23 protein-coding genes are annotated in these 22,879 nt (G+C 69.4%); 11 read left to right on the top strand and 12 right to left on the bottom strand.

All coding sequences use genetic code 11. The features are described from left to right. Positions 1-78 precede the first annotated feature (78 nt). Both IE245_RS14330 and IE245_RS14335 read left to right on the top strand, forming a co-directional pair. Positions 79-1,632, top strand: coding sequence for a recombinase family protein (locus IE245_RS14330; protein ID WP_229851268.1), 1,554 nt, complete (start codon positions 79-81; stop codon positions 1,630-1,632). An 88-nt stretch (positions 1,633-1,720) separates the two neighbouring features. Continuing rightward, positions 1,721-2,371 carry a hypothetical protein gene (locus IE245_RS14335; RefSeq protein WP_189947261.1) on the top strand — a complete coding sequence of 217 codons (651 nt, stop codon included), beginning with the start codon at positions 1,721-1,723 and terminating at the stop codon, positions 2,369-2,371. Positions 2,372-2,451: 80 nt separating this feature from the next. Here IE245_RS14335 and IE245_RS14340 read toward each other — a convergent pair whose 3' ends face one another. The 11 genes from IE245_RS14340 to IE245_RS36900 all read right to left on the bottom strand — a co-directional run bounded on the left by IE245_RS14340 (position 2,452) and on the right by IE245_RS36900 (position 11,505). Further along, positions 2,452-3,342, bottom strand: coding sequence for an aKG-HExxH-type peptide beta-hydroxylase (locus IE245_RS14340; RefSeq protein WP_189947263.1), 891 nt, complete (start codon positions 3,340-3,342; stop codon positions 2,452-2,454). A 57-nt stretch (positions 3,343-3,399) separates the two neighbouring features. Then, positions 3,400-3,561 carry a hypothetical protein gene (locus tag IE245_RS14345; RefSeq protein ID WP_158718651.1) on the bottom strand — a complete coding sequence of 54 codons (162 nt, stop codon included), beginning with the start codon at positions 3,559-3,561 and terminating at the stop codon, positions 3,400-3,402. Between the two features lie 92 nt (positions 3,562-3,653). Next, entirely contained in the window at positions 3,654-4,373 is a 720-nt protein-coding gene (locus IE245_RS14350; RefSeq protein ID WP_189947265.1) for a 2OG-Fe(II) oxygenase, read from the bottom strand. Further along, positions 4,370-6,253 (bottom strand): radical SAM protein, encoded by a 1,884-nt coding sequence (locus tag IE245_RS14355; RefSeq protein ID WP_189947267.1) that lies wholly within the window; start codon positions 6,251-6,253, stop codon positions 4,370-4,372. Before IE245_RS14355 ends, IE245_RS14350 begins: the two co-directional genes overlap by 4 nt. A gap of 30 nt (positions 6,254-6,283) precedes the next feature. Further along, positions 6,284-7,150, bottom strand: a complete 867-nt coding sequence (locus IE245_RS14360; protein WP_189947269.1) for a nucleotidyltransferase domain-containing protein — start codon at positions 7,148-7,150, stop codon at positions 6,284-6,286. Beyond that, the gene (locus IE245_RS14365) at positions 7,147-8,070 is read right to left on the bottom strand and encodes an NAD(P)-dependent oxidoreductase (RefSeq protein ID WP_189947271.1); all 924 of its coding nucleotides are present in this window, start codon (positions 8,068-8,070) and stop codon (positions 7,147-7,149) included. Before IE245_RS14365 ends, IE245_RS14360 begins: the two co-directional genes overlap by 4 nt. Beyond that, on the bottom strand, positions 8,067-8,732 hold the full coding sequence (locus IE245_RS14370; RefSeq protein WP_189947273.1) for a TylF/MycF/NovP-related O-methyltransferase: 666 nt from the start codon (positions 8,730-8,732) through the stop codon (positions 8,067-8,069). The genes IE245_RS14365 and IE245_RS14370 overlap by 4 nt, the downstream gene beginning before the upstream one ends. 5 nt (positions 8,733-8,737) lie before the next feature. After that, positions 8,738-9,169 carry an NUDIX domain-containing protein gene (locus IE245_RS14375; protein WP_229851269.1) on the bottom strand — a complete coding sequence of 144 codons (432 nt, stop codon included), beginning with the start codon at positions 9,167-9,169 and terminating at the stop codon, positions 8,738-8,740. A 29-nt stretch (positions 9,170-9,198) separates the two neighbouring features. Further along, entirely contained in the window at positions 9,199-10,068 is an 870-nt protein-coding gene (locus IE245_RS14380; RefSeq protein WP_189947277.1) for an isocitrate lyase/phosphoenolpyruvate mutase family protein, read from the bottom strand. Continuing rightward, positions 10,061-10,747: a dTMP kinase gene (locus tag IE245_RS14385; RefSeq protein ID WP_189947279.1), complete on the bottom strand. Its 687-nt coding sequence runs from the start codon at positions 10,745-10,747 to the stop codon at positions 10,061-10,063. The genes IE245_RS14380 and IE245_RS14385 overlap by 8 nt, the downstream gene beginning before the upstream one ends. Further along, positions 10,744-11,505, bottom strand: coding sequence for a hypothetical protein (locus IE245_RS36900; protein ID WP_229851270.1), 762 nt, complete (start codon positions 11,503-11,505; stop codon positions 10,744-10,746). Before IE245_RS36900 ends, IE245_RS14385 begins: the two co-directional genes overlap by 4 nt. A gap of 306 nt (positions 11,506-11,811) precedes the next feature. Between IE245_RS36900 and IE245_RS14395 the strand changes: the two genes are divergently transcribed. Genes IE245_RS14395 through IE245_RS14405 form a run of 3 tightly spaced genes read left to right on the top strand, consistent with a single transcriptional unit; the run spans position 11,812 to position 14,771 of the window. After that, positions 11,812-13,224, top strand: coding sequence for a helix-turn-helix domain-containing protein (locus IE245_RS14395; protein ID WP_189947281.1), 1,413 nt, complete (start codon positions 11,812-11,814; stop codon positions 13,222-13,224). Between the two features lie 59 nt (positions 13,225-13,283). Beyond that, on the top strand, positions 13,284-14,285 hold the full coding sequence (locus IE245_RS14400) for an asparaginase (RefSeq protein ID WP_189947283.1): 1,002 nt from the start codon (positions 13,284-13,286) through the stop codon (positions 14,283-14,285). A gap of 27 nt (positions 14,286-14,312) precedes the next feature. Then, entirely contained in the window at positions 14,313-14,771 is a 459-nt protein-coding gene (locus IE245_RS14405; protein ID WP_189947285.1) for a PPC domain-containing DNA-binding protein, read from the top strand. Here IE245_RS14405 and IE245_RS14410 read toward each other — a convergent pair. Then, entirely contained in the window at positions 14,758-15,333 is a 576-nt protein-coding gene (locus IE245_RS14410) for a nucleotidyltransferase domain-containing protein (RefSeq protein ID WP_189947492.1), read from the bottom strand. The genes IE245_RS14405 and IE245_RS14410 overlap by 14 nt on opposite strands. 378 nt (positions 15,334-15,711) lie before the next feature. On the opposite strand from IE245_RS14410, the gene IE245_RS14415 reads away from it, so the two are divergent. From IE245_RS14415 to IE245_RS14445, 6 genes are all read left to right on the top strand, one after another. Then, on the top strand, positions 15,712-16,398 hold the full coding sequence (locus IE245_RS14415) for an ATP-binding protein (protein WP_189947287.1): 687 nt from the start codon (positions 15,712-15,714) through the stop codon (positions 16,396-16,398). Next, positions 16,395-17,936 carry a restriction endonuclease fold toxin-2 domain-containing protein gene (locus tag IE245_RS36905; protein WP_229851271.1) on the top strand — a complete coding sequence of 514 codons (1,542 nt, stop codon included), beginning with the start codon at positions 16,395-16,397 and terminating at the stop codon, positions 17,934-17,936. The genes IE245_RS14415 and IE245_RS36905 overlap by 4 nt, the downstream gene beginning before the upstream one ends. 32 nt (positions 17,937-17,968) lie before the next feature. Then, entirely contained in the window at positions 17,969-18,412 is a 444-nt protein-coding gene (locus IE245_RS14425; protein WP_189947289.1) for a hypothetical protein, read from the top strand. Positions 18,413-18,472: 60 nt separating this feature from the next. After that, entirely contained in the window at positions 18,473-19,693 is a 1,221-nt protein-coding gene (locus tag IE245_RS14430) for a damage-control phosphatase ARMT1 family protein (RefSeq protein WP_189947291.1), read from the top strand. A gap of 1,490 nt (positions 19,694-21,183) precedes the next feature. Beyond that, complete coding sequence (locus IE245_RS14440; protein ID WP_229851272.1) at positions 21,184-21,759, top strand: hypothetical protein; 576 nt, start codon at positions 21,184-21,186, stop codon at positions 21,757-21,759. A gap of 2 nt (positions 21,760-21,761) precedes the next feature. Beyond that, positions 21,762-22,877 (top strand): MAB_1171c family putative transporter, encoded by a 1,116-nt coding sequence (locus tag IE245_RS14445; RefSeq protein ID WP_189947295.1) that lies wholly within the window; start codon positions 21,762-21,764, stop codon positions 22,875-22,877. Positions 22,878-22,879 lie beyond the last annotated feature (2 nt).

A 22,879-nucleotide genomic window follows, 5' to 3' on the forward strand; every position in this document is an offset into this window, starting at 1 on the left:
TGATCAAGATCGTCCTGGGTGTGGCCGCCGATTCTCCTTACGCTCCGGCGAAACGGGAGAAAGATGCGCGATACCACCATGGACGAGATCGAGCGGCCGTACGACGGCTGCGGAAAGTGCCTGCTCGGAGTACGCCGGCTGTCGCGGGTCAAGGCTGCCACGACCTCGCCGGAGCGGCAGCGGGAGGACGTGCTGACGGCTGCCGCCGCCATCGGCGGGCACATCATCGACTGGGCGGACGACTGGGAGGTGTCCGGCGCCACCGACCCGATGACCCGACCGAAGCTCGGTCCGTGGCTCCGCGACGAGCGGGGCAAGTACGACGGGCTCGTCGCCGCAGCCGTCGACCGGCTCGGCCGCAACGTGGTCGACTGCCTCAACACCGGCTACAAGATGCGTGACGAGGGCAAGCTCCTCGTCACGTACGGGCACGAGGGAGTCTGGAACCTCGACGACCCGAACGACGAGAACCGCTTCACCATGGAGGCGTGGGGCGCGCAGATGGAGCTGCGCGCCATCCAGCGGCGCAACCGCGACGCGACCAAGAAGATGCGCGCCGCGGGCCGCCCGAAGGGCAAGCCGTCGTACGGCTTCCAGTACGTCCGCAACGTGCCGAACGGCCGGGTCGACCGCGTCGAGCTCCACCCGCACGCGGCCGGGGTCCTTCGCACCGTCGCCCACCGCATCCTCGCCGACCCCGCGAACGTGTCGGTGAGCAGCGAGACCGCTCGCCTCAACCGTCTTGGCGAGCTCTCGCCGACCGATCACCTCGCCGTCATGTACGGCAAGCCGGCCGGTGGGCGCCCCTGGTACCCCACGAGCCTGCGCAACATGCTGCTGTCTGAGGCGGCCATGGGCTACCTCGTCCACCAGGGCAAGCCCGTCATCGACCGGACGGGAAACCCGGTGCGCCTGAGCGAGGGTTTGTGGAACCGCACCACGCACAACGCTTTGAAGGAGGTGCTCCGTGCCAGGGACACCCCGTATCGGGGTCGCAAGACCAACCGGTCGTACCTCCTGACGGAAGTGGCGCTGTGCGGCCAGTGCCACAACCGTCTCTTCACCCAGACGTCCGCCGATGCTCCGCCCCGCTACGCGTGCACCGCCCGGAACAAGGGCTGGAAGCGCGCGCAGCATTGCCGCCCGGCTCCCAATATGCGCGTCGCGAATCTCGACGCCCTGGTCGAGGGGTGGTTCCTGGAGAAGTTCGGGCACGGTGCGATCGTGGAGACGGTCTACGATTCCGGAAACGGCGTTGCCGATCGCATCGCCGAGGTCAAGGCCAGCCAGCAGCGCCTGCGCGCCGACCGTGAGGCCGGCCTCTACGACCAGTCCGACGACGCCGAGTGGTATCGCGAGCGCTACATCGAGCTCTCCCGCGAGCTGAAGGAGCTGGAGAGCGAGCCTCAGCGACCGCCCGGCATGGTGCAGCGCCCCACTGGCGAAACGGTGGAGGACCGATGGATGAAGGCCCCGGATGTCCAAGGCCGCAAGGAGATTCTGCTGGACTTCGGGGTCAGGGTGACGATGTTCTCGGCATCTGCCCCGGTGCGGTGGGTGCCGGGAATCCTGCACGGTCCCGAGCAGGACCCCCTGAGCCTGAGCGGCAGTTTCCGGACTGCAGGCCTCTGAAGGCCTCTGACGGATCGCGCGGCACTGTCAAGTCCGGGCATCGGGCGCATCCTGGTGGTCCTCAATCGAGCGAACGCCAGGAGCTCAAATGTCGAACCCGGAAACCGCACTGATCACGGGTGAGTTGCACATTGCCTACCAGCACGGTCGGTCTACCGACGAGCCCACATGGGCGATCCTGACCAACGACGAGGCGAAGGCTGCGGACCTGGCCGCCCGGCTCGGAGGAAGGATGAGGGAAGCGCAGGGGCAGGCCGGAGCCACCGAGGTGCTTCTGGGCCGGAGTGCCGTCGAAGCGACACTCGCCGGCCCGACTCCACTCGTTCGCAACTCTGTCCGACGGCGGGGGCCCGCTACCGTCCGAATGGACCAGGCGGGTTCCGCGGTTTTGACTCGGTCGGAGGCTAGCAAGGCCAAAGGGCGCATAAGGACTTGCGACGAGATGGTCAAGGCGCGGGCAGGCACCGGCTCGCGCCCTGCAGTGTCGCTGATGCTCAGCATCGCAGGAGCGGAAGACCTTGGTGTATTCCGACTGACCTCGGAATCCTGGGACTTTTCCGAGGCCGTGCGAACGCTGTCGGCTGAGGTAGTTCCTCCCGGTGGTCGGGTGCGCGTCGCGGTGCGTATTCAAACGAGTCGCATGACGACCCGGTCGGGAATGTCGGTGGTGTTCGTCCAACCTCAGCTTGCCGTTCTCGATCCGTTCTCGGAGAACGTTCATTGGTCGCTGGCGGCGTGACGCGGTCCGGGCCCCGTTCCCCTGGGAACGGGGCCCGTGGCCAGTCGAGCTGGAGGCATTGCCGGAACAACCGATGGCGGTTACGCCGGTGACACGACCCCGCCCACGGCCCGGTTGATGCGATCACGGATTGCTTCAGTGGGAACGAACGAGAGTGCCCCCGCGAGCGAATCGAGTACGGAGACGAACCGGCCCTCCTGTTGGCGCAGGTGGGTGTCAAGGAAGCAAGCCACAGCACCCGTGGCGCCGCAGCAGGCCCGCCGCGCGTACAGCACTGTGAGGGAGAAGGCCCAGCAGGCATGCAGGAAGCCGTATACGGGACGAGGGGTTCCTCGCCAGGGGGAGAAGAAACTGACGTCGGCGGGGAGGCGCACGTCGTGTGCGGCCAGGGCGTCGTTGAGCCAGTTGTGGGCGGCCTCGTGGATCAGGTCGCGGGCCAGGACCTCGGGGTGGGTGGTGTAGTCGGTGAAGACGGTTCCGGGGAGGCGGGTGAGGGCCCAGCTGTGGAGGGTCTCGTCGAGCCGGCGGCGGTTGAGCAGGCAGATGACGGGGGCGTGCTGGGTGAGCAGGGTGCCGAAGCCGTGCTCGGTCGCGGAGGCGAGGGCGGCACGCACGAGGGCAAGGGCCTCGGGTGGGGCTGGGCGGGTGTCGGGGCCGAGGAGGTAGTACGCGGTTTCGGAGATCTCCGAGCGGAGCAGGTCCGCGGGGTGCGGGTTGAGCACGATGTGCGGGCCGGTCGACAGGTGGGTCAGGTCTCGCACCGTCGTACGGCGGGACCAGGCGAGGCGGTCCGCGTCCCGGGCGCGCGCCGCGTGTTCGGCGCCTTCGAGGAGGTGGTGGGCGACGGCGTAGTCGAGAGCGGACGAGCCGAGGCGGTTGCCGAGCACGGAGGCGATGCGGTTGGTCCGTTGGCGCTGGTGGTGGGCGATGCCACCGAGGGCGACCAGGGCTTCCGGGAAGAGAGCGCTCATCTGGGGCTCCGGGAGTGGAACGGGGCCGGACCGGGACGGGCCCGGCCCCGTGGCGGGTCAGGACTCGGTGGTGGGCTCAGCGGCGTCAGGCTGCACCGTGGTGGCCAGCCAGGTCTCGGTGGCCGCGTTGGAGGTGTGCGCGGTGGTGCGCACGGGGTCGCTGTCACGCAGGGACGCGACCGCCTCCAGGAACTCGTCGAACGTCTTGTCGTCTGCCACTGCTCGCTCTCTCTCCTCAGGTAGGGGCGGTGGGTCGGGGCGAAGGGCTGGTGCGGGCGGGCCGCGGGGGCCGGTCACGGATGCACGGCTCCTTACTCGGAGACGAAGAGCGTCAGGAACTTGCGAACGCGGCCGGCGCGGACCGGTTCGGTGCCGTGGACGAGTTGGCTGCCGAAGACCACGAGAGTGCCGGGAGCGGGTGCGACGCTCCATCGGGTGCGGGGCATGGCGCGAAACCAGGGGGAGGACATGTCCGTTCCGTCGTGTGCGAAGAGCATCCCTGGGGCGTAACCCAACCCGGTCGGCGCCTCGTCGGTGGTCCAGACCGAGTCGCTGCCTGTGGTCTCCACGTAGAACGCCCCGCCTGTGTCCTGGATGTCCGTGAGCGTGACTGTCGCGGCGGCGATCTGCCGAGGATGGGTGAGGGGATCGGGGGCGATGCCGTCCGCATGCGGGGTGATGTACTGGCCGGCGCCGTACTCGAGGTAGATCCACGGCCGGTGGCCGGTGACCGACGGCAGGGTGCGCGTGATGGCGGCCATGTGGAGCTTGAGGGCCTGGTCGAGGAGGGAGATGGCCTCGTACGGGATGTCGGTCATCTCGATCCGACCGACTGGCTCGTAGACGTCCTGCGCCTCGGCGGGGGAATGACCGGGGATCTCATGGATGGTCGTATGGCGATCCGCGCCGTACCGGTCGCGCCCGAGGGAGCCGAGCGCGTCGTCCATGACGTCGTTGAGGCGCTCGATCTCGTTCGACTTGAGGAAGCTCTCCACGGTCCGGATGGACAGCGTCTCGGCGATGTGGATCACTGCGCGCCTCCATCGCTGGAGTGGGCTTCGGTCGCGCAGGCGCAGAGGGTGGACGGCGGGGCAGAGGCGGCTTCGGCCAGGGCCTCCGTGAGTACGTGCACGGCGTCGGTAAGGTTCTCGAAGTACTCGGCAGGCGTGGTGCCGGCAGAGGGTACGAGATGGAGGTCGAGCGTCGGATACACCCGGCCAGTGGTGCGGCACGTGAGCTCGTTGCGGCCGAGGACCAGCGAACACGCTCCGGGCAGGGAGGACTCGGCTCGGCTGGCGGCGCGGCACAGGCGCGCGGCTGTTCGGGCGTACTCGGCGCGGTCGCGCGGCAGGATGCCGACCGAGAGGAATCGGGGCTCGGCTGCGGGGAGGTCGGCGTAGGCGTGGCCCTGGCAGCTGTCATAGGTGACGGTGTTCCAGCCTGCGGTGAGCGCGTCGACGACCGGACGGACGCCGGGCTCGATGCCCTCGTACCACTGGGGGTGTCGCGGGTCGAGATCGTCCGCCTCGTGCACGCCGGGGAGGCCGACCGTGTTGATGTTGCCGTGGGCGCTGACCTGGAGGCGCGCGGGCGGGCGCGGTGCGGCGGGGTCATCCCAGCGGGCCAGGAACGCCCCGACGTGGTGCATGTCGTTGGGGCGGACGGGACGCCAGTGCAGCCGGGAACAGGAGGCACCGGGCGGGAGATCCGGCTGGGCGAGCAGGGCGGCGACGCCGTCGATCAGGCGCATACGGTGGTCGCAGTACGCGTCCTCGTCGCCCGCGGCGGCGAAGCGGAGGCGGACCGCGGGGCAGCCCGCGCCGCAGGTGTCGCGGTAGCCGCAGGTCGTGCATTTCGTGATCAGGGAGCGTGCCTGCCGGAGCAGGGGAGAGCTGCCCTGGGCGCCGGCCACGTCCGCCTCAGCGTGTACGGCACCGAGCGCGGCGAGGCCGGCCTGCGGCCAGGGCAGCTCATCACAGCTTCCCAGGCGGTCATCGGGATAGAGGGTGAGGACGTGGGCGCACTTCAAGTCGGAGAAGTGACAGGAACGGGTCTGCAGACCCCGCAGGCGGCGGATGACGGAGACGACGGGCTCCAGCTTGAAGCGGCGGAACAGGCCGTCGGCGACCCAGTGGTGGGCGGCCTCCAGCACGAAGTCGGCGTACTGACGCGGCGTGACGGCCCAGGCCGGGCCGGTGGGGCCGACGGCCCGTCGCTGGAGTGCCCGGCTGGTCGGCGTACGGGATCCCGCCACTGTGGTCGAACGGGTGACCGCCGCGTCGAAGCACGGCACCAGGCTGACCGTCGTCACAGCGGGAAAGGAGGCGAGATGCTCCATGACCTCGGAGGCCCGGCCGAGGACGTACGGGGTGACGGCGCAGATGACGCCGACGCGGCGTTCCCGACGGCCGAGGAGTTCCAGGGCTTCGATCACTCGGGGGTATGTGGGGCTGCCGTCGTAACCGACGCGCCACGAGTTCCCGAGCGCGTCCCCGTCGAGGGAGATGCCGATCTCCAGCTGGGGGCAGTGCCGCTCGAACAGGTCCAGCCAGGCGTCGTCGAGCTGGAGGCCGTTGGTCTGGAGGCTCACGCGGATGACGTTCGGCTGTGCGGCGAGCGCGTCCAGGATCTCTGCGATCCGTTCCCGGCCGGCGGTCAGGGGCTCCCCGCCGTGGAGTTCGACGCTGAGCGGACGCCCGGAAAAGATCGAACCGAGGCGGTGGACCTGTTCTGCGCTGATCCGGGCGCCGCCCGGTGACTCCTTGCGCTTCTCGAAGCAGTACAGGCAGTCGATGTCGCAGGTCTCCCCGCGGAGCTTGAGGATGACGGAGACGGCAGTGTCCGGCCCGGTGCTCGACAGCGGGGCGTAGAGACTCTCCAGGTCGATGGAGGCGGTGGGGGTGACGGGCATCAGAGGACTCCGGAGGAGGAGAGGCGCGGTCTACGCGCCATCGGTGGAGACCGTGGACAGCCACCCGAGAAGCTGTCCGCCGGTGATGGGGATGTGGACGTCGCCATGGCGAAGGAACCATCCGTCGGCATACCGCTGGGGCAGCCAACCGGCGTCAGGGGCATTCAGACTGGGAGGCTTCTGTAGCGGGTCGTCGACGGGCCAGCAGTCCAGGAGCGCTCTCGTCACGCTTCGCTGAACCGGACGGAACCACTCCCACCTCTCTGCGCGGGCCGGGTCGATCGACGGGCGGGGCTGCGCGCCGGCAAGCAGCGGCAGCCACTTGTCGCCAAGGACCGGGTGGCCGGCCGCCGCGCAGCCGAGCGCGGTGAGGCAGGTCTCCAGCTTCCGGCACACGACGCCGGCCGATTCGGTCAGGCCGTCTTCGACGAGGCCGGTCAGGTCCTCCGCGAGACTCGCCGCGACTTCGGCTTGGTCGGCGACCGCCCAGTGTCGGTAGCCCTGGCGCTCCTCGGGAGCGAGTACCGGATCCCAGCCCCCGGAGCCGTATGAGAGGGCGGTGCGCAGACACATGAGGTCGTGCATCGAGGCGCGTACCCGGCGGAACGATCCGAGGTCGTCGCGGCGCACGTCGAAGGAGCGGAGCAGGTGCCGGAGTTCCTCCGCCCGCTGCGGCGCCGTCGCCTGGAGGTCGACGCGGACGCCGTCCACGATGCGTGACTCCCACGTCGGAAGGTCGCCGTCCACGATGCCACGCAGGTCGATGTCGCTTGCCGCGTGGGCGAAGCCGCAGGCGAGGGCTCCCTCCAGCCAGACCTCGCCGGCCTCGCCGGACGCGACCAGCGCCTGGGCGACTCTGTCGGCGATCTCCCGGCGCAGTCGAGCCGATGGGTTCACTGGTGGCCTCCTTCGATCAGGATCTTGTCGTCAGCGGTGATCTCCTTGAGGAGATCTATGGCCCATATGTCGAGCGCGCCGCGCACGTCGGAGCGCTGGGCCCCGATGTGGGGTGAGGCCAGGAGGTTGAGCGGTGTCGTGGAGCCGGTGAGGAGCGGCAGGTGCTTCCGCTCGACCGGATCGAGTGCAAGGCCCGAGAGCCTTCCGTCCGCCAGTGCCCGCAGGCAGGCGGCGACGTCGAGGGTCTCCAGCCGCCCTGCGCAGATGAGTAGAGGCCGCTGCGGTGTGACGCGTGCGAGGAAGTCCTCGCCGATGAGCTGTTCGGTCGTGGGGCGCAGTGGCAGAGCGATCACGTGTACCTGCGACTGTTCCACGAGGGCTGTCGGCGACAGCTCCCGCAGACCGGGCGGGTTCGACGGCCACGCGGCGAAGGCCGTCCCGCCCATGAAGGGGGCCAGGGCCCAGTCGGCGGCCAGCCCCACCGGGCCTGCGCCCCAGATACCCGCGGCCAGGGTGCCGAGTGACGCTCCCATGCACGCCTGCTTCTCGTGCCGGCCGAGCAGGAGCGCGTGCTGCCCCAAAGGGATCCGTCGGGCCAGGGAGAGGGCAGCGGCGAGAACCCACTCGCCCACGGCGTCCGCGCCGGCCTCGGCGTTGCGGTGCAGCGTGATGCCACGGTGCCGGAGGGCGTTCACGTCGATGTGGTCGATGCCGGAGCCGGTCCGTACGATGTGCCGCAGGCGGGGGAGCGCGTCCAGCTCTCTCTCGCCGAGACGGACGCCGGAACGCAGGACGAGCACGGCCGTGTCGGCGGGTGGAGGCGAGTCCAGGTCCGGCAACTCGTGTACGAGGACATCGGGCAGGGCGCGGCGGATCGCGCTCGCGTCCGCCGCACCGCGCAGCACCAGGACAGCGCTCATCCGGGGAACTCCGGCTTCTCGTACCGGCCGAAGGCGAGATCGCCCTCGCCGACGACGACGGTCACGGGCGAAGGCGCGCCGAAGTACACGTCGCAGGCGCGCTTCACTCCCGGGAGCCCGTCCCAGGCCCGTGGATTGACCGCCGTGTCCGCGTAGTCGTCGACGAGCAGCACACCCGTCGGCATCAGGCGGGTGACGCAGTGCGTGAGTCCCGTGAGGGTCGAGTCGTAGAAGTCGCCGTCCAGGTAGGCGAACGCGATCTCCTTAGGCAGCTCATCGGGAAGGGTCTTGTCGAACCATCCCGGATGGATGACCGGTGCCGGCCTGCCCCAGGCCGTGTGCGTGGCCCGCACGTCGTCCGGGGACGACCGGAGCTCGCCCGCCGCCAGGTGGCCCGAGTCCTCGGCGCCGGGCGCGGGCATGCCCTGGAAGGAGTCGTAGACGTGGATCTCGCGGTCACGGTCGCCCAGCGAGTCGAGCACGCTACGCATCCAGAGGGCCATCGCGCCCCTGTAACAGCCGAGTTCCACCACGGCGCCCGGCACGCCGCGGACGGTCAGGTTGGCGAGCTCGTCGGCGATCACGCGGAGCCGGTCGGCACAGACCGTCCCGGCGTGCTCCCGCAGCAGCCACTCCCGCAGATCCTTCAGCCTCGGATCCATGAAGGTCACCACCTGTCCACGAAGGGGTCGGCAAGCTCCCCGTTCAATGCCGCCGACAGCGGGCGGTTGATCCGGGGCAACAGGTACACGTCGCCCAGACGTTCCAGCGGAACCCACTCGAAGCCCACCTGGATGGGGTCCGGCGGTTCCGGCATGCGCGGCTCTGCGTCGTCCACCTGCTCCGCGAGGAAGTTGAACTGAACCTTCTGTACGTCTCCGAACTCGCCCTGCCACGACTCGGGGACGTACTCGACGACGCACAACAGACGCCGCGCCACGACCTGCAGGCCGGTCTCCTGCGCGACCTTGCGGTTCACGGCCTGGCGCAGGTCCTCGCCGACCTGGGCCTTGCCGCCGGGAAGGTTGTAGTGGAACCCGGCCTCGTCGTCGTACGACAGCAGTAGGACGGCGCCGTCGCGCACGACCGCCGCCTTCACGGAGACACTGATCCGAGGCAGCTCGGGTGTCAGACGCACGACAGCGCCTCCGGCTCGCCGACGCGCATCAGGTCGCCGACCTCCGCCAGAGACCCCGCGACGGTGGAGCGGAAACTCCCTCCGCGTCGGAACTGACGGGCGGCGGCGCGCATACCCGCGAGGGCGGCACGGCTGAGCTGGTTCGCGTAGATGCAGAGGTGGAAGCCGGCCTCGCCGAGTTCGGCGGCGCTCAGGTCGGGGAACGCCGTGGGCACGCTGACCAGCGGCACGCCGTGACTCCACGCCCGCCCGATGGCCCGTGCCTGATCACCGGTCGCGTCCTTGGAGTGGATGAGTACCGCATCCGCTCCGGCCTCGGCGTACGCCTCGGCACGGGCGATCGCCGTGGCCATGTCCTCGCCGGCGATCAGGGCCTCGGTGCGGGCCACGACCACGAGGCCGTCACCGGCGATCTTCCGTATGCGCCCCACCTGCTCGCACAGCAGGTCCCGGTCGGCGAGGCTCTGGGCCCGGTGGGCGGCGAAGCTGTTGCACTTCGGGTACGCGCTGTCCTCGACACACACCGCCGCGGCTCCGGCGCGCATCAGGTCGTACGCGAACCGCTCCGCCGTGCGCCCCGAGCCGCCCGCGTTGTCGATGTCCACGACGACGGGCAGTTCGGTGACACGGCCGAGCGAGGCGACCACGTCGGACAGGTCCCGGGGGCCTAGGACGTTGGCGTCCGGCAGCCCGGAGGCCGCGGACACCTCCAGACCGCTCACCCACAGGGCGTCGAAGCCCGCTTCCGCCGCGACGTGCGCGGCGAGCGCGTTCACTGCACCGATCGCCAGGAGCGGGTGCTTCCGCTCGCTGTCGGCGAGGGCCCTGCGCAGATGCATCGCCTTCGTGCCGTCAGCCATGGTTCTCTCCTCCTTCCGTGCGGGCGGCGACCGGCGGCACCAGCTGCCGTTCACGCAGTACGTCCCAGGCGGCGAGCAGCACCTCGGACCTGGGCCGGCGGGCGTCCAGGCGGACCACGTCGCCGAGGAGCGGGAACTCGTCGGGCTTCGTGACCACGGCCTCGTAGGTCTCGCGGACCCGGCTCTGGACGTCGTGCACGTCCCAGTCGGCCCGGACGGCGTCACCCTGCCGGGCCTGCGCCCGGCTCATCGAGGCGTCGGTCTCCAGGTCCAGTACGAACGTGAGATCGGGGGCCGCGGTGAGCTGCGCGGCCAGCGCCTCGTACGTCTCCGACACCCTCATGTCGTGCTTCACGGCGAAGAAGGCCAGCTCGCTGAGGAGCCAGCGATCCGCGATCACGGGCCGTGCCGGCCGCTGGGGGAGCACGAGGCGATCCAGCGTGGCCCGCTTGTCCGCCGCGATCGCGGACAGGTAGGCGTCACGGTTCCCGGCGTTCGGCTGGTACTTGCCGGTGACGATTGCGGTGGCCTGGTTGGCGGCGAGGAAGTTGGTGGTGAGCATGCACAGCGGGGTGACGCCGTAGAGCCCCTCCCAGAGCCGGAACAGACCCTTGCGCAGCGTCGTCTTGCCGGTGCCGTCGAGCCCCTCGATGACGATGAACGGATAGCGGTGGTTCATTCGACCTGCCCCGCTCCCGTGCCGCCGGCGTACTTGGTGAAGCGACCACGCCAGCGGGCCGTGGTGGACACCAGGTCCACCAGCCGCAGCTCCGCCAACTCGTCGATGAGGCGGGGCAGCTCGGGCTCGACGCAGATTCCGGCCTCGATGGCCCGGCAATACGCGGCGCGGACGTCCGGGTCGTCGTCGGAGTTACGCAGCGCCTCCTCCAGCACCCGCGTGGCCATGCCGTGGGCCACGACGCTCACCGCGGTACCCAGGGCCTGTTCATGGAGCGGGCTCGGGTGCGGCTCCAGCGTGATGTGGTGCACCCCGCGGTGGCGGATGACCGTGAAGAAGCCCACCCACCACGCGGCGGCGTCGCTGACAGCGGTCACGGCGTCGGACCAGGCCATCCCGGACTGCTCCGCGAGGATGTTCTGGGCGGCGGTGTTGGCGGCGCGGTGAAGCGCCCCGTGCTGGTTCCGCGACTCCGCTCCGTGCCGCTGGGGCAGCTCCCACCAGAAGCCGAGCCCGGCGGCCTCCAGCAGCGCCATCGCGGACCCTTCGGTTGCCGGCAGCGGAGACGGGCGCTGGGCCGGCACGGAGACATCGGCGCCCGGCACGTCCGGCAGCACCTTTCCCTCGGCGACGGCAGCCCGCCATTCGTCGAGGTGGAGATGGAGCCGCTGGGTCAGCAGCCCGTCCGCCAGCGTCTGCCAGGCATGGGCCAGAGGCGGCGAACCGGGTGGCCGGGGCGGCAGGGTCCAGGAGGTCACAGGTCGGATCCTCACGTCCGGGGAGTCGCGGCACGCGGCTCCGGTCGGTGGTGCTCCACCACGATGGCCGCCACGAAGGCCCACGCTCATGAGTGTTTATGAGCGCCACCAGCGGAACGTGTCCGGGTGGTCGCAGAGCGAGGGAGAATGCCGACCATGGTCGACAGCGGACAGCGGCGGTGTACGCGTTGCGGTGCCCTTCTCAGTCGCTTCAACGCCGGTACACGATGCGCCTCGTGCCAGGACGGGTCGGCCGCCCGACGGGCCGACCCGGCCTTCTGGCGTGATCCGACGGTCCGGCGAGCCGTGGCCGCATGGGAACTCGGCACCGTCGTCAAGCTGTTCAGGAAGCACACGGGCCTCTCCCAGGCCGGCGTGGCGCGGATGGTCAGCATCGACCAGGCCGAAGTCAGCAGACTCGAGCGTGGGCTCAAACAGATCCGCGACCGACGGCAGTTCGTTCAATGGACCGATGCATTGGGAGTTCCGGAGGAACTGCTCGGGCTCCTCCCCACAGCCGATCCGCACACCCCAGATGCCACGAGCCGGCCAGGAACGGCGGACACCGGAGCCCGTGGGTACGTGGCGCTGCCCGAAGGCCCAGGCCAGCTTCTGTTACCCGCTGGCCGGTCCGTCTCGACGACGGCGCTGCCAGTGCTGACCCTTCCCGCGGCCTCCTTCATCGGGGACAGCCTGCGACTCGACTCCCGCCCGGAACTGAACGCCTGGCGCACCATGCCGATGCGCGCGCTCGTCGTCGCGAACCGCACGGTGGACGGGGCGGTCCGGCAGTTCGTTACCGACGCCAGGCCGAGCGGCGTACGCGGCATCGCCTCCGATCCGGTCGACGTCCCGGCCGCGTACGAACTGGACGACCTGACTTACGGCATCCTGTGGGCCATGTCGGGATTCGAGGCGGCCCTGCTCGGCGACGACCAGGCCCTGCACACCTCGCTGGCTTCGCTCACCGCTTCCCCAGGCTCGCCGCTCGCCTCCGACCACGGCCTGACCGAAGTGTCCACGATGCTGATCGGCTCGGAGACCGCAGCCCGGTACATCCTGGGTCACCGTGACCACCTGGGCGACGCGCCCGTCTTCTGGACCAGGGAACAGCGCGGCGAGGAGGCCGCCACCTGGCTGTTCTTCCGGCACAAGTACCGCTACCTCGAACGAATGGCGCCCCGGCGTCCAGGCGGTACCAGCGGCCGGGGGTTCTGCGTCCCCGAGACGGCGGTCGCCTCCTCGCCGGCGTACGAGCGCGTCCTGATGTTCCTTGCCATCGCGCTCATGGAGTCCTTCGGTATCCGTACCTGGGTGACGGACGACGGAGGCTTCGCACACACCGACGGTTTCGTCCTCTCTCACGGGCGCCGAGCTGTCATCGCCTCATGGGTACGGACCGAGGGGGCGTCCCACCTCGCGGTCACCGCGCGGCCGGGGGCTTTGCGGACGTTCGCCGACGTGACCGGCCACGTCAGCCACCACTCGGCCACGGCGGCCGAGCAGGCCGGACAGCGCCTCGCGGCAACGGCGGAGTACCTCGGTCTCGACGCCTCCTGGCTCGGACGCCGGTGCGCGCAGTTGTCGGCCGCCAGCACGGAGCGGCTGGCCCGGCCGCGCAGCCGGCTGCTGGGCCTCGAAGGGCTGGAGGCTGCCTGCCGGTTCGTGGCTGAACAGCTGGTGATCATTCCGCGTACCCGTACGGCGCCGACCCGATAGCCTGCGTGAACCACTCGCGAGGCCGCGCTCGGCGGCGTCCGGACAGGGGAGCAGGGGACATGACGGAGTCGGTCAGGAACGTGGCGGTCTTCTCTCTCGGCGGCACGATCGCCATGACCACCGATCCCACCACCGGAGGCGTCGTACCCGCGCTCTCCGCCCACGAACTCCTCGCCGCGGTACCCGCCCTGGCCACGAGCGGCATCGGCCTCAAGGTGCGGGACTTCCGACGCCTACCCGGAGCCTCCCTGACCTTCGAGGACCTCACCGCACTGTCGGCCGCGATCACGGCGGAGCTGGAGACCGGAGACGTCCACGGCGTCGTCATCACCCAGGGCACCGACACCATCGAGGAGACAGTCTTCCTCCTCGACCTCTACCACGGCCACGAGCAGCCGGTCGTCGTCACCGGCGCGATGCGCAACCCCACCCTCCCCGGCGCCGACGGCCCGGCCAACCTCTATGCCGCTGTTCTGGCAGCCGCCGCCCCTGGACTCAGGGGCGCCGGCTGCCTCGTCGTCCTCGGCGACGAGATCCACTCGGCCCGGACCGTCCGCAAGTCCCACACCACCAGCCCAGCCGCCTTCACCTCCCCGTCGTGCGGACCGATCGCGCGGGTCGCGGAGAACCGGGTGCGGATGGCGGGCGGCCTACCGCCCCGCGGACCGCTGGTCGGCGCCCCCGACCGGGAGGCGCGTGTCGGGCTCTACGTCGTCACCCTTGGCGACGACGGTGCACTGCTCGACCTGTGGGACGGCAACTGCGACGGGCTCGTGGTCGCGGCCTTCGGCGTGGGCCACGTCCCGGAGCGTCTTGTGGAAGGGCTCACCAAGCTCGCGTCCCGCGTCCCCGTGGTCCTCGCCTCCCGTATCGGCAACGGCCCCGTCCTGTCCGACACGTACGGCTTCCCCGGCTCCGAGAAGGACCTCCTCGGACGAGGACTCATCGGCGCCGGCGACCTCGGCCCGTACCAGGCCCGGCTCCTGCTCCAGGCCCTGCTCGCCCAGGGCGCCGACGGGGCGGCGGTCCGAGAGACCTTCACTACCGCCTTCGCCCGCTGACCCCACCTCTTCAGGAGACACCCACACATGCGTGCTCACGAGCTGACCGTAGGCCGTACCTTCGGCGTCACCTTCGACCACGGGGAGGACTTCTTCGAGGCGCTGTCCACCTTCTGCCAGGACAACGGCGTACGGCAGGGCTACATCCCCTCGTTCATCGGCGCCTTCGCGGAGGCCGAGATCGTAGGCGCCTGCGAAAAACTCGCCGACCCGGACGCACCGGTCTGGGCCAAGACGTACGTCACCAACGTCGAGGCGTTCGGCGCCGGCACGCTCGCCCACGACCCGGTCACCGGCGGGATACTCCCGCACATCCACGTCTCCGCCGGCCTGAAGGCCCAGTCGGCCGACGGCAGGACGAGCCACCTCCTCAGCGCCAAGGTCCAGTTCCTCAGCGAACTGATGGTCGTGGAGGTCACGTCGCCCACAATGACCCGGCCCCGGAATCCCGACCTCTACGACGTCCCGCTGCTCACGTTCGGCTGACTGGCAGGAGCCGGCGGAGCCAGTGGTGGCCAGGCGTGATCACCCTGATCGCGTCCGCCAGCCAGGCGCGTGCCGGAGCATCGAGCAGCGGCAGCACTGCGGCGAAGTCGGTCTCGTCCTTGTCCCGGGTCGCCTTCGCCTTGTAGAAGAGCTGCACCTCGGGCGCGAGAAACGGGATGCCCGTCTCGGTCGTGCGTCCGAGCCGGTCGATCGGGAGACGGATCTCCGGGTCACGCCGCGAGACCCACTGGGTGCCCTCGGCCTCGTCCAGCATGAGCTGCACCGACCAGGGCGCCTTGGGCGTGCGGCGGCACCAGATGTCGTGGAGCGGCGGCCGAAGGACCTCGCCAGGACGCCACGGTCGAAGCTCCCCCTGGCCGGGCGGGTCCGCCACGTACAGGTCCCAGTCGGCCAGCAGGGCACGTACGAGGGCCTGGTCGCGCCGGAGGACGAGGACATCGAGATCGCCGTGTGCGCGCAGCTCGCGGCCGACCGCGAGTTCGATCGCGTAGCCACCAGCGATCCACCACGGGAAGTCCGCCTTGGCGAACAGCGTGGCCATATCCTCGGGACGATTCGGCACCCAGCGTCCCAACACGTCAGCACTCACCCGCCCATACTCCCAGCGATCAGAGGGGCGGAGGCGAAGGCCGGCGGCGGGTCGGCCGTCTCGCTGGAGGGCCATGTCGCCCGTTCGCACCCCCTGCGCTCATAAACGCCCATGAGCATCAGGAACACCAGCATCCATCGTTGAGTGCGTGACTCGCGACCGGCCTCGTGGCCGGTGCTTGAGCCACGATCCTTCCGGGGCCGCGTTCCCGAAGCCAGGTGCTTCCTGCGGCCATATGCCTCTCAGCGGCGTACTGGCCGTACTTCCGCGACCGCGTCGCAGCCCCCGGGAGAAGGCCATCGCTGTCACCCATAGGAGGTCCGTCGCCCGATGATCAGCGCGCCATCCGCCGCTCTCGGCCTCGTGTACCGCTGGACCGACCGCACGCCCAACCCGACGGGCGAAGCCCGCGTGGTCCTGCGACGTGTCCTCAGGGACCTGGGGCTGTCCGGGGACGTCGTCAGTGACGGCGTCCTGGCCGTCTCGGAGCTCGTGGCGAACGCGCACGAGCACGCGTACGGCCCCTACGAGGTACACGTCCGCTCGGCCGCCGGGCGGTACATCTGCGAGATCCATGACGGAGACCCGGTCCTTCCCGGGGGCCTCTACCGCAGTGCCACGTCGTCGTCGGACGACGAACCGGCCGAGGAGGAGGGCGGGTTGCTCGTCGAGCGTGGCCGGGGTCTGCGCATCGTGAACGAGCTGGCCCAGGGGCAGTGGGGGTTCCACGTCACGGAACGTGGCGCCAAGGCCGCCTGGATCGTGCTGGCCCCGGCGTTGCCGGACCCGCCCGACGGGAGTGACGCGGACGGCACTCGGGCATCCCGGTCCGGGAACGAGTCGAAGCTCCGGCAGCTTGACAACACATCAGAATCCCACGATGGCAGCGGTCAGGCCCGCTTCCGGCAGGAATCGGACACAGATGCTCCACGTGCCCGGTGTGGCGGAGCTCCTCCCCTCGCCGACATGTACGGTCCATCGAACAGCCTGGTGGCCAAGGGCACAGGGGAGTCTTGAATCTTCAGCACAAGGCAGGGAACTACGTCAACGCTTCGTGGACCATGGTGCGGCTGCGGGACCTGATCTACGACATGCTGGGTCTGCTGTTCACGGAGCTCAGCTCCCATGGCGGGATGGCGGGTGACGACAACGCCGGCCGGGCCTTCGCCGCCGTCTACAAGCCGGCCGTGAAGACCGTCTTCGAGGCGGCCGGGCTTGCCCACCAAGTGATGGCGAACGGAGCGGGCGCCATGCTCAAGGCCACCGAGGAGTTCCTCAAGCAGGAGAGCGCGATCGCCGCGTCCCTGCTCGGCCAGAGCGTGGCGCCCGACATCGGGGCGCAGCCGGCGAGGCCGGACTGCAATCCGCGCGCCAGCCACAACGCCGAGGATCTGCCCGAGGTCGTCGGCGAGACCAGCTGGACCGACCAGTACCTGCTCAGCTCGCGCTTCCACGGTCAGCGGGACAAGCTCCGCAAGACGGCCAACGCCTGGCGTTCGGCGGCGGGCATCCTGGACGACGCCTACTGGGACTCCGAAAGCGCCTGGCGCATTGCGACCGCCCAGCAGCTCGGCGAGACCACCGCAGCCGTCCAGACCTTCTTCACCGTGTTCGTCGGTAAGACCCCGCCTCCCTCCGCGGTCGGCGAGGACGAGACCCTGATGGCGAACCTGCCGTCCGCCTGCCGGATGATCGCCCATGCCTGCGACGCGTACGCGGATCACATCGAAACGGCGCTGAAGCGGATCCCGGACGAGGAAAGCCCGCTCTTCGGCGAGCCGCTTGCCATCTGGGAGCGGCCGCTGTTCGGCGGCGAGGGACACGACGGCGGCCTGCACGAGCTCGTCACCGGCGACATGCGCATCGCGCGCCTGGGCAACATCCCGCCGGCGCTCGACAGCTCACAGGCCAAGGTCCCCATGCCGCAGCCGGACGGGGGCGGCTTCCTGCCCCTTCCGTCCCTGCCGCCCTTCCTCGCGCCGCTGATCCGGGTGCCCCTCGTGGTCCCCGTGGGCTACCGTCCACCGAACGGCCCCCGCGTACAGCCGATGCCTCCGCCGACGCCGCCGGACCCGCGCTTCCCGCTCCTCACCGCCCCCGAGCAGCAGAACTTCCAGACGTGGTTGAACTCGCTGCGTGCCGGAGACGTGTCCGGCGGGAAGCCCGCCGAGGTCGCCTACCAGAGGCGGGTCGCTGGATACCCCGAGTACGAGGTCCCCATCCCGCTCGGCATCAGCGCCAACAGCACCCTGATGGTCGACGGCTTCCGTGACCGCGACGGCATGGCGATCGAGGCCAAGTACGTCAACAACCCGAACAAGCCGTGCTACCGCTCGCTCGACGAACTCCGCGCGAACCACCAGTCCGGCAAGAAGGACTTTCTGTACGACAAGGACCGCAAGGAGCTCACGAAGTACAACGCCGCTCTCAACGACCCGCGCAACAAGGAGATGCGGGGCGTGGAGACGGTCACCAACAACGCTGATTCCGTGGCCTACTGGCGCGTGATGATGGCGGCCTACGGCGTCAAGGGCTACGCCCGGTACGTACCCTGACCAACGGCAGCACACGATGAGGGAGCGAACGCGTGGACGCGTCCGAACTGGCCGAACTCCGCACCATGTACGTCTTCGGCCCTGCCGAGGGCTCCACATGGGGCCTGACCTACGAGGGGATCGAGACCAAGCTGCGCGAACGGAAGACGGACACGTTCGTCCGTATCGACGAGGCGGACGAAGGTCCCGCGCGCGGGTCCATCATGCACTTCGGCATCACCGTCGGCGAAGACGAGCTGGAGGGCATGGCCAAGCTGTCCCCGGAAGGCATCGCCATCGAGGACTGCACGGCCCATGCCGCAGCGGAGTTCGTCAAGTGGATGTGGGGCGTCGTCCCGGACGGCAGCAGCATCACCTTCAACACGGAGTGGGGCCTGGAAGCCGACCTGCCCGACGCGCTCGTCCCCCACGTGCCCCGCCCCCGCCTCGTGGCCACCTTCCTCGCTCATCTCGAAGCCACCGGCGGGCTGGACTGACAGCGAGCACACCCCTGGGGATCACGGCCACGTGAGTGACATGCGAAGGGCTTGGACACCATGAATGAGAAGACCTCCCGCGCCTTGGACGACGAGTCAAGTCGCGACGTCGGTCCTATGGGTGCGCCGGTCATCCTGAGCAACGAGCCCGGCTCGTTCGCCTGGAGTGTGCTGGCCAAGCGCCACCCTGCCCTCATCCAGCAGATGCGAGACGCCTTCCCGTACGGCCGCCGGCAGCACGAGGCCCTCGACGCCCTGCTGGACGAGACCACCAACGGCGTCATCGAACCTCTCGCCGCCGCGGATCACGATCGTGAGTGCTGGGCGGACTGGGGGAAGGAGTACTTCGGGCGCTCGTGGTACGACGCCCCGTTCCTGTGGGCGGAGGGCTACTTCTACCGCAGGCTCCTCGGCGCGGTCGGGTACTTCGGCACCGGCCCATGGCAGGGAGTCGATCCGTTCGCGCCGTTCAAGCGGGCCGAACTGCGCGGCGAGGCCGTGGAGGAGGAGCTGCGGGCCTTGGACCCCCTCGCCGATGCTTCGGTCGAGGAGCGGGCTACGGCGCTGCTGTACGCCTCGCTCTGGGGCAACCGCGCGGACCTCGGCTTCAGCATCTCGGCGGGGGAGCCCGGACCGAGTGACTTCACGACCTCTGCGCTGGTCGCCGACGAGAGCGCCACGCTGTGGCAGCTCATGCCCGCCGGCACCTCGGCCACCGTGGCAGTGGTGGCCGACAACGCGGGTCGTGAGCTGATTCCCGACCTCGTCCTCATCGACCACCTCCTCGAGCACGGGCGTGCCGAGCGGGTCGTGCTGCACGTCAAGCCCTACCCGTACTACGTCTCCGACGCGATGACCGCGGACGTGGTCGATTGCCTCCGACGCCTCACCGAGGCACCCGGAGAAGCCGGCCGGATCGGCGGCCGACTCTGGAAGGCCATGGCGGCAGGAAGCCTCGAGGTCCGCACCCACCCGTTCTTCTGCGCTCCACTGCCGTACGAGGAGATGCCCGAAGACCTACGCGTCGAGTTCGCGAGCGCCACGCTCACCATCCTGAAGGGCGATCTCAACTACCGCCGACTGGTGGGCGACCAGCTGTGGCGCCCCACGACCCCCTTCGCCGAACGCACCGCGTACTTCCCGGGGGCCGTCGCTGTGCTCCGGACCTTGAAGTCCGACGTCATCGTCGGCTTGGAGCAGGAAACCGTGGATACTCTCGAACTGGCCGGGGACGCCTGGCGTACGAGCGGTACCCACGCGTTGGTCCAGGTGCGATCGTAGATCTGGGCGAGGGCTTCGGGCGCTGCGGTCGGTTCCGCCCTACCTCGGCGTCGCGGCCGTCAGGCCATCCGTGCGGCAGGCGTGCATGAACGAGATCCAGGACGAGGCACGGAATGCGATTGCCTGACGATCTGGATTCTTCGAGTCACGGATGACGGCCTGATCCGGCGGGGGTGAGGAATTCGACGCAGTTGTTGTTGTGGCCGCTGGGACGAGGAGTGGGACGCCGAGACGGGCGGCGTCCATGACGATCCCCGACTCCTTGCCCACGCCCGGCCGGCGGGCGACGAGAGCCGCGCCGGCGGCGCCGTAGAGGAGCCGCAGGACCTGGTCGGCGACCGGACCGGGCACGGTGCGGAGGCGGACCTGGGGCCGGTGCCAGCGGGCGAGGACGGCGTCGCCTCCATCCCCGTCGAGCAGTACCGCCGCAGCCCTTGAGGCGGCCCCATGGCGCCGGGCGGAAACCTTGCCCCAGAGCTCTCTCCACGGCGATCTGGATGACAACGCGCTCGGGGTCTGAGCTGGTGTGCGCCCATATCGCCCTGCGTAACCGGCAACGGTGTCTGCGACTTCGGCAGCATTGGTGCTGCGACTTCGAGTGCGGCCTACCGACCTCCGTCCACCTGGCATACCGCAACGCGCACTTGGTCGCCGCCGGCCAGGATATCGGCGACTTTCCTGCTTGATTTGCGATCAGTTAGTTAGACGATGCCAGTGGCAGGGTCGATGGTCACTCCGACCGGGGCCATGTGCGGTCCGCCGACAGGCCGCAGTGTAGTGAGCGTGCACGGCTGGTATTCGATCCACAACTTCTTGTAGTCATCGGTTTGCTCAGGGAGGGCCTTCGGTGTGCCGGAAAGCGCAATGACCATGACTGCCCGATACGCCCCGGAGCGACCGGCGCCACACGTGGTCATCGGGTGAGTGTTTCATGAAAGTGTGGGCTATTTGTCTGATTCCATCCAGGCGTAAACATCTCGGATTCGTAACAGCTCGCTATTGCTGCTCAGCGTCTGAGGTGCACGCGGCGAGATCGTAAAACGCCAGGTCGGGGGTGCTTGATGGCATATTGATGGCCGTTTTGAGCGATTTACGCCGACTGAGTGGATCGCGAGTTGGGGTTCGTGGTTCGTCCCCGCGATCACGTACCGTCCATCAGGTTCCCGAGACCTGGCCGAAGGTGCCTCATCCGTAGGTTCGTGGTGTTCGCGTATGCGATATCGGCATGAGGTGGAGTGGTCTGGCGGCCGGGGCGGCCGAGGTCCGTTGGGGCCTCTTGGCGCTTGCAGGCGTATACGACCAAGGTCGGTTGGGCTCAGAGATCAAACGTCAACAAGGGGGATTCACCCCTGCTCGGGGGAGCGATCACCAGACGGTTGGAGGATTACCCAGTGTGGTCAGAGAGTCGTGCCCGAGGCACGGTGGAGCAGTCGGTTCCTTCGCAAGGCGGAGGCGGTCGAGCCGGGCGACTCAGTCGTTGGCGGCCGGCCGTGAACCGCACCGTGGAAGGTGACCTGCATCGGCTGGTTCGGCGTGAGCTGCAGGACCTTGGGATCGCGCCGCCACTCGATATCGAGGAGCTGTGCCAGGCGCTCAGCCGACGCCGGGGCCGACCTCTGTACCTGCGGGAAGCCCCTCTGCCGAAGCCGGGTCCTTCGGGAATGTGGGTCGAGTACGACGACTACGACGTGATCCTGTACCAGCAGGAAACGACCCGTATGCACCAAGAGCACATCATCCTCCATGAAGTAGGCCACATCTTCGTCGCGGAGAACGAAGAAGCCGTCAAGGCTCGGCCGGAGGCGGATCCTGCGGTCGCCGCCGAGGAGGAGACCGCCGTCTTCGTCGAAGGCTGGGCCGCCATGCTGCCCGTCTTCGCGCCCGAGACCATCAAGCGCGTGGCGCGTCGCTGCTCGTACGGCGACAGCGAGGAGTGCTCCGTCGAGCTGGTGGCCACGATCATTCTGGAATGGTCGTCCCTGCTGGCCGGCGCAACGCCGCTGTCTACCGACCCCTCGCTGCGCCGTGTCGAGGCGGCGCTCGGTGACCGGCGAGGGTGGCTGTAGTCGTGGAACTGCTCCTTCTGGTGCTTGTCGCCGCCCTCGGCTGGAAGGTCTACCAGCTGAAACGCTCTCCCCACGACGCACCCCTGCGCTCCGTCACGCTCTGTCTTCTCTGCGCCACGCTCTCGTACCCCGTCGCCATGCCGGGAGGCGCCTCCGGCGTCGACACGGTCGCCGGCCACGGAGCGGCCAAGCTGATCCAGAACGTCCTGCTGCTCCTGACGGTCTACTTCCTGATGTGCTTCTACCTCTTCTCGGCTGCCGACGAAGAGGCGGGGCGCCGGCGGGCGCGCAAGGAAGCGGTCGCCGTCGGCCTCGTCGTGATCGCGATCAGCGCGGCGGCGCTGACGGTCCCGCACGAGGTCTTCGCCGGCAGTTTCAGCACGGCCGACATGACGGTCCCGCAGATCGCCTTCTTCTACGCCGGCGCCGGCCTCTACCTCATGTACGCCCTGGGCATGGCGTACCGCTGGACGACCCAGTACGCGCGCATGTCTCGTCGGCCGCATTCCACCGGGCTGTGGATGACGGCCGTCGGCTTGGGCGCGATGGCCGTCGCCTGCGCGATCCGCGCCGTCATCGTCGCCGTTCGATGGGGCGGCGGCGAGGTGCCTCATCCCGTGATGGCAGCCGTCGCCTTCCTCCTGGTCGCATCCATCCTGCTGTTCGCGGCCGGTATCACCTACTCCGGCGCGCGAGCACGGCTCTCCTCCCTGCGGCTCTGGCTCCGGCATCGACGTGACCACCGCCGCCTCACCCCCCTGTGGGAACTGCTGACGGAGGCGTATCCCGACACTGTGCTGCGGCCGGCCTCCCCGGCGGCGCTCGACCGCTGGCGTGCCCGCGGTGTGCACCGCCGCTACCACCGTCGCATCGTCGAATGCCGCGACGGCCTGGTGGACATCAGCCCGTACCTTCTGGACGACGGCGACGACAGCGCGATGCTCGACCTCGACACCGACGAACTCGCGGCCCGACTCTGGAGGGCCGCCGGACGAATCGAGGAAGGGATTCCGGCGCCGCGCCGTGCCGTCCCTCTCGCGATGGCGCTGGGAAGCGACCGCGAGTCGGATGTGAAACAACTGATAGAGGTGTCCGACGCTCTGAGGAACGCCGTATGACC

Origin of the sequence: Streptomyces roseolus, assembly GCF_014649855.1 — a bacterium.
GTDB lineage: Bacteria > Actinomycetota > Actinomycetes > Streptomycetales > Streptomycetaceae > Streptomyces > Streptomyces roseolus.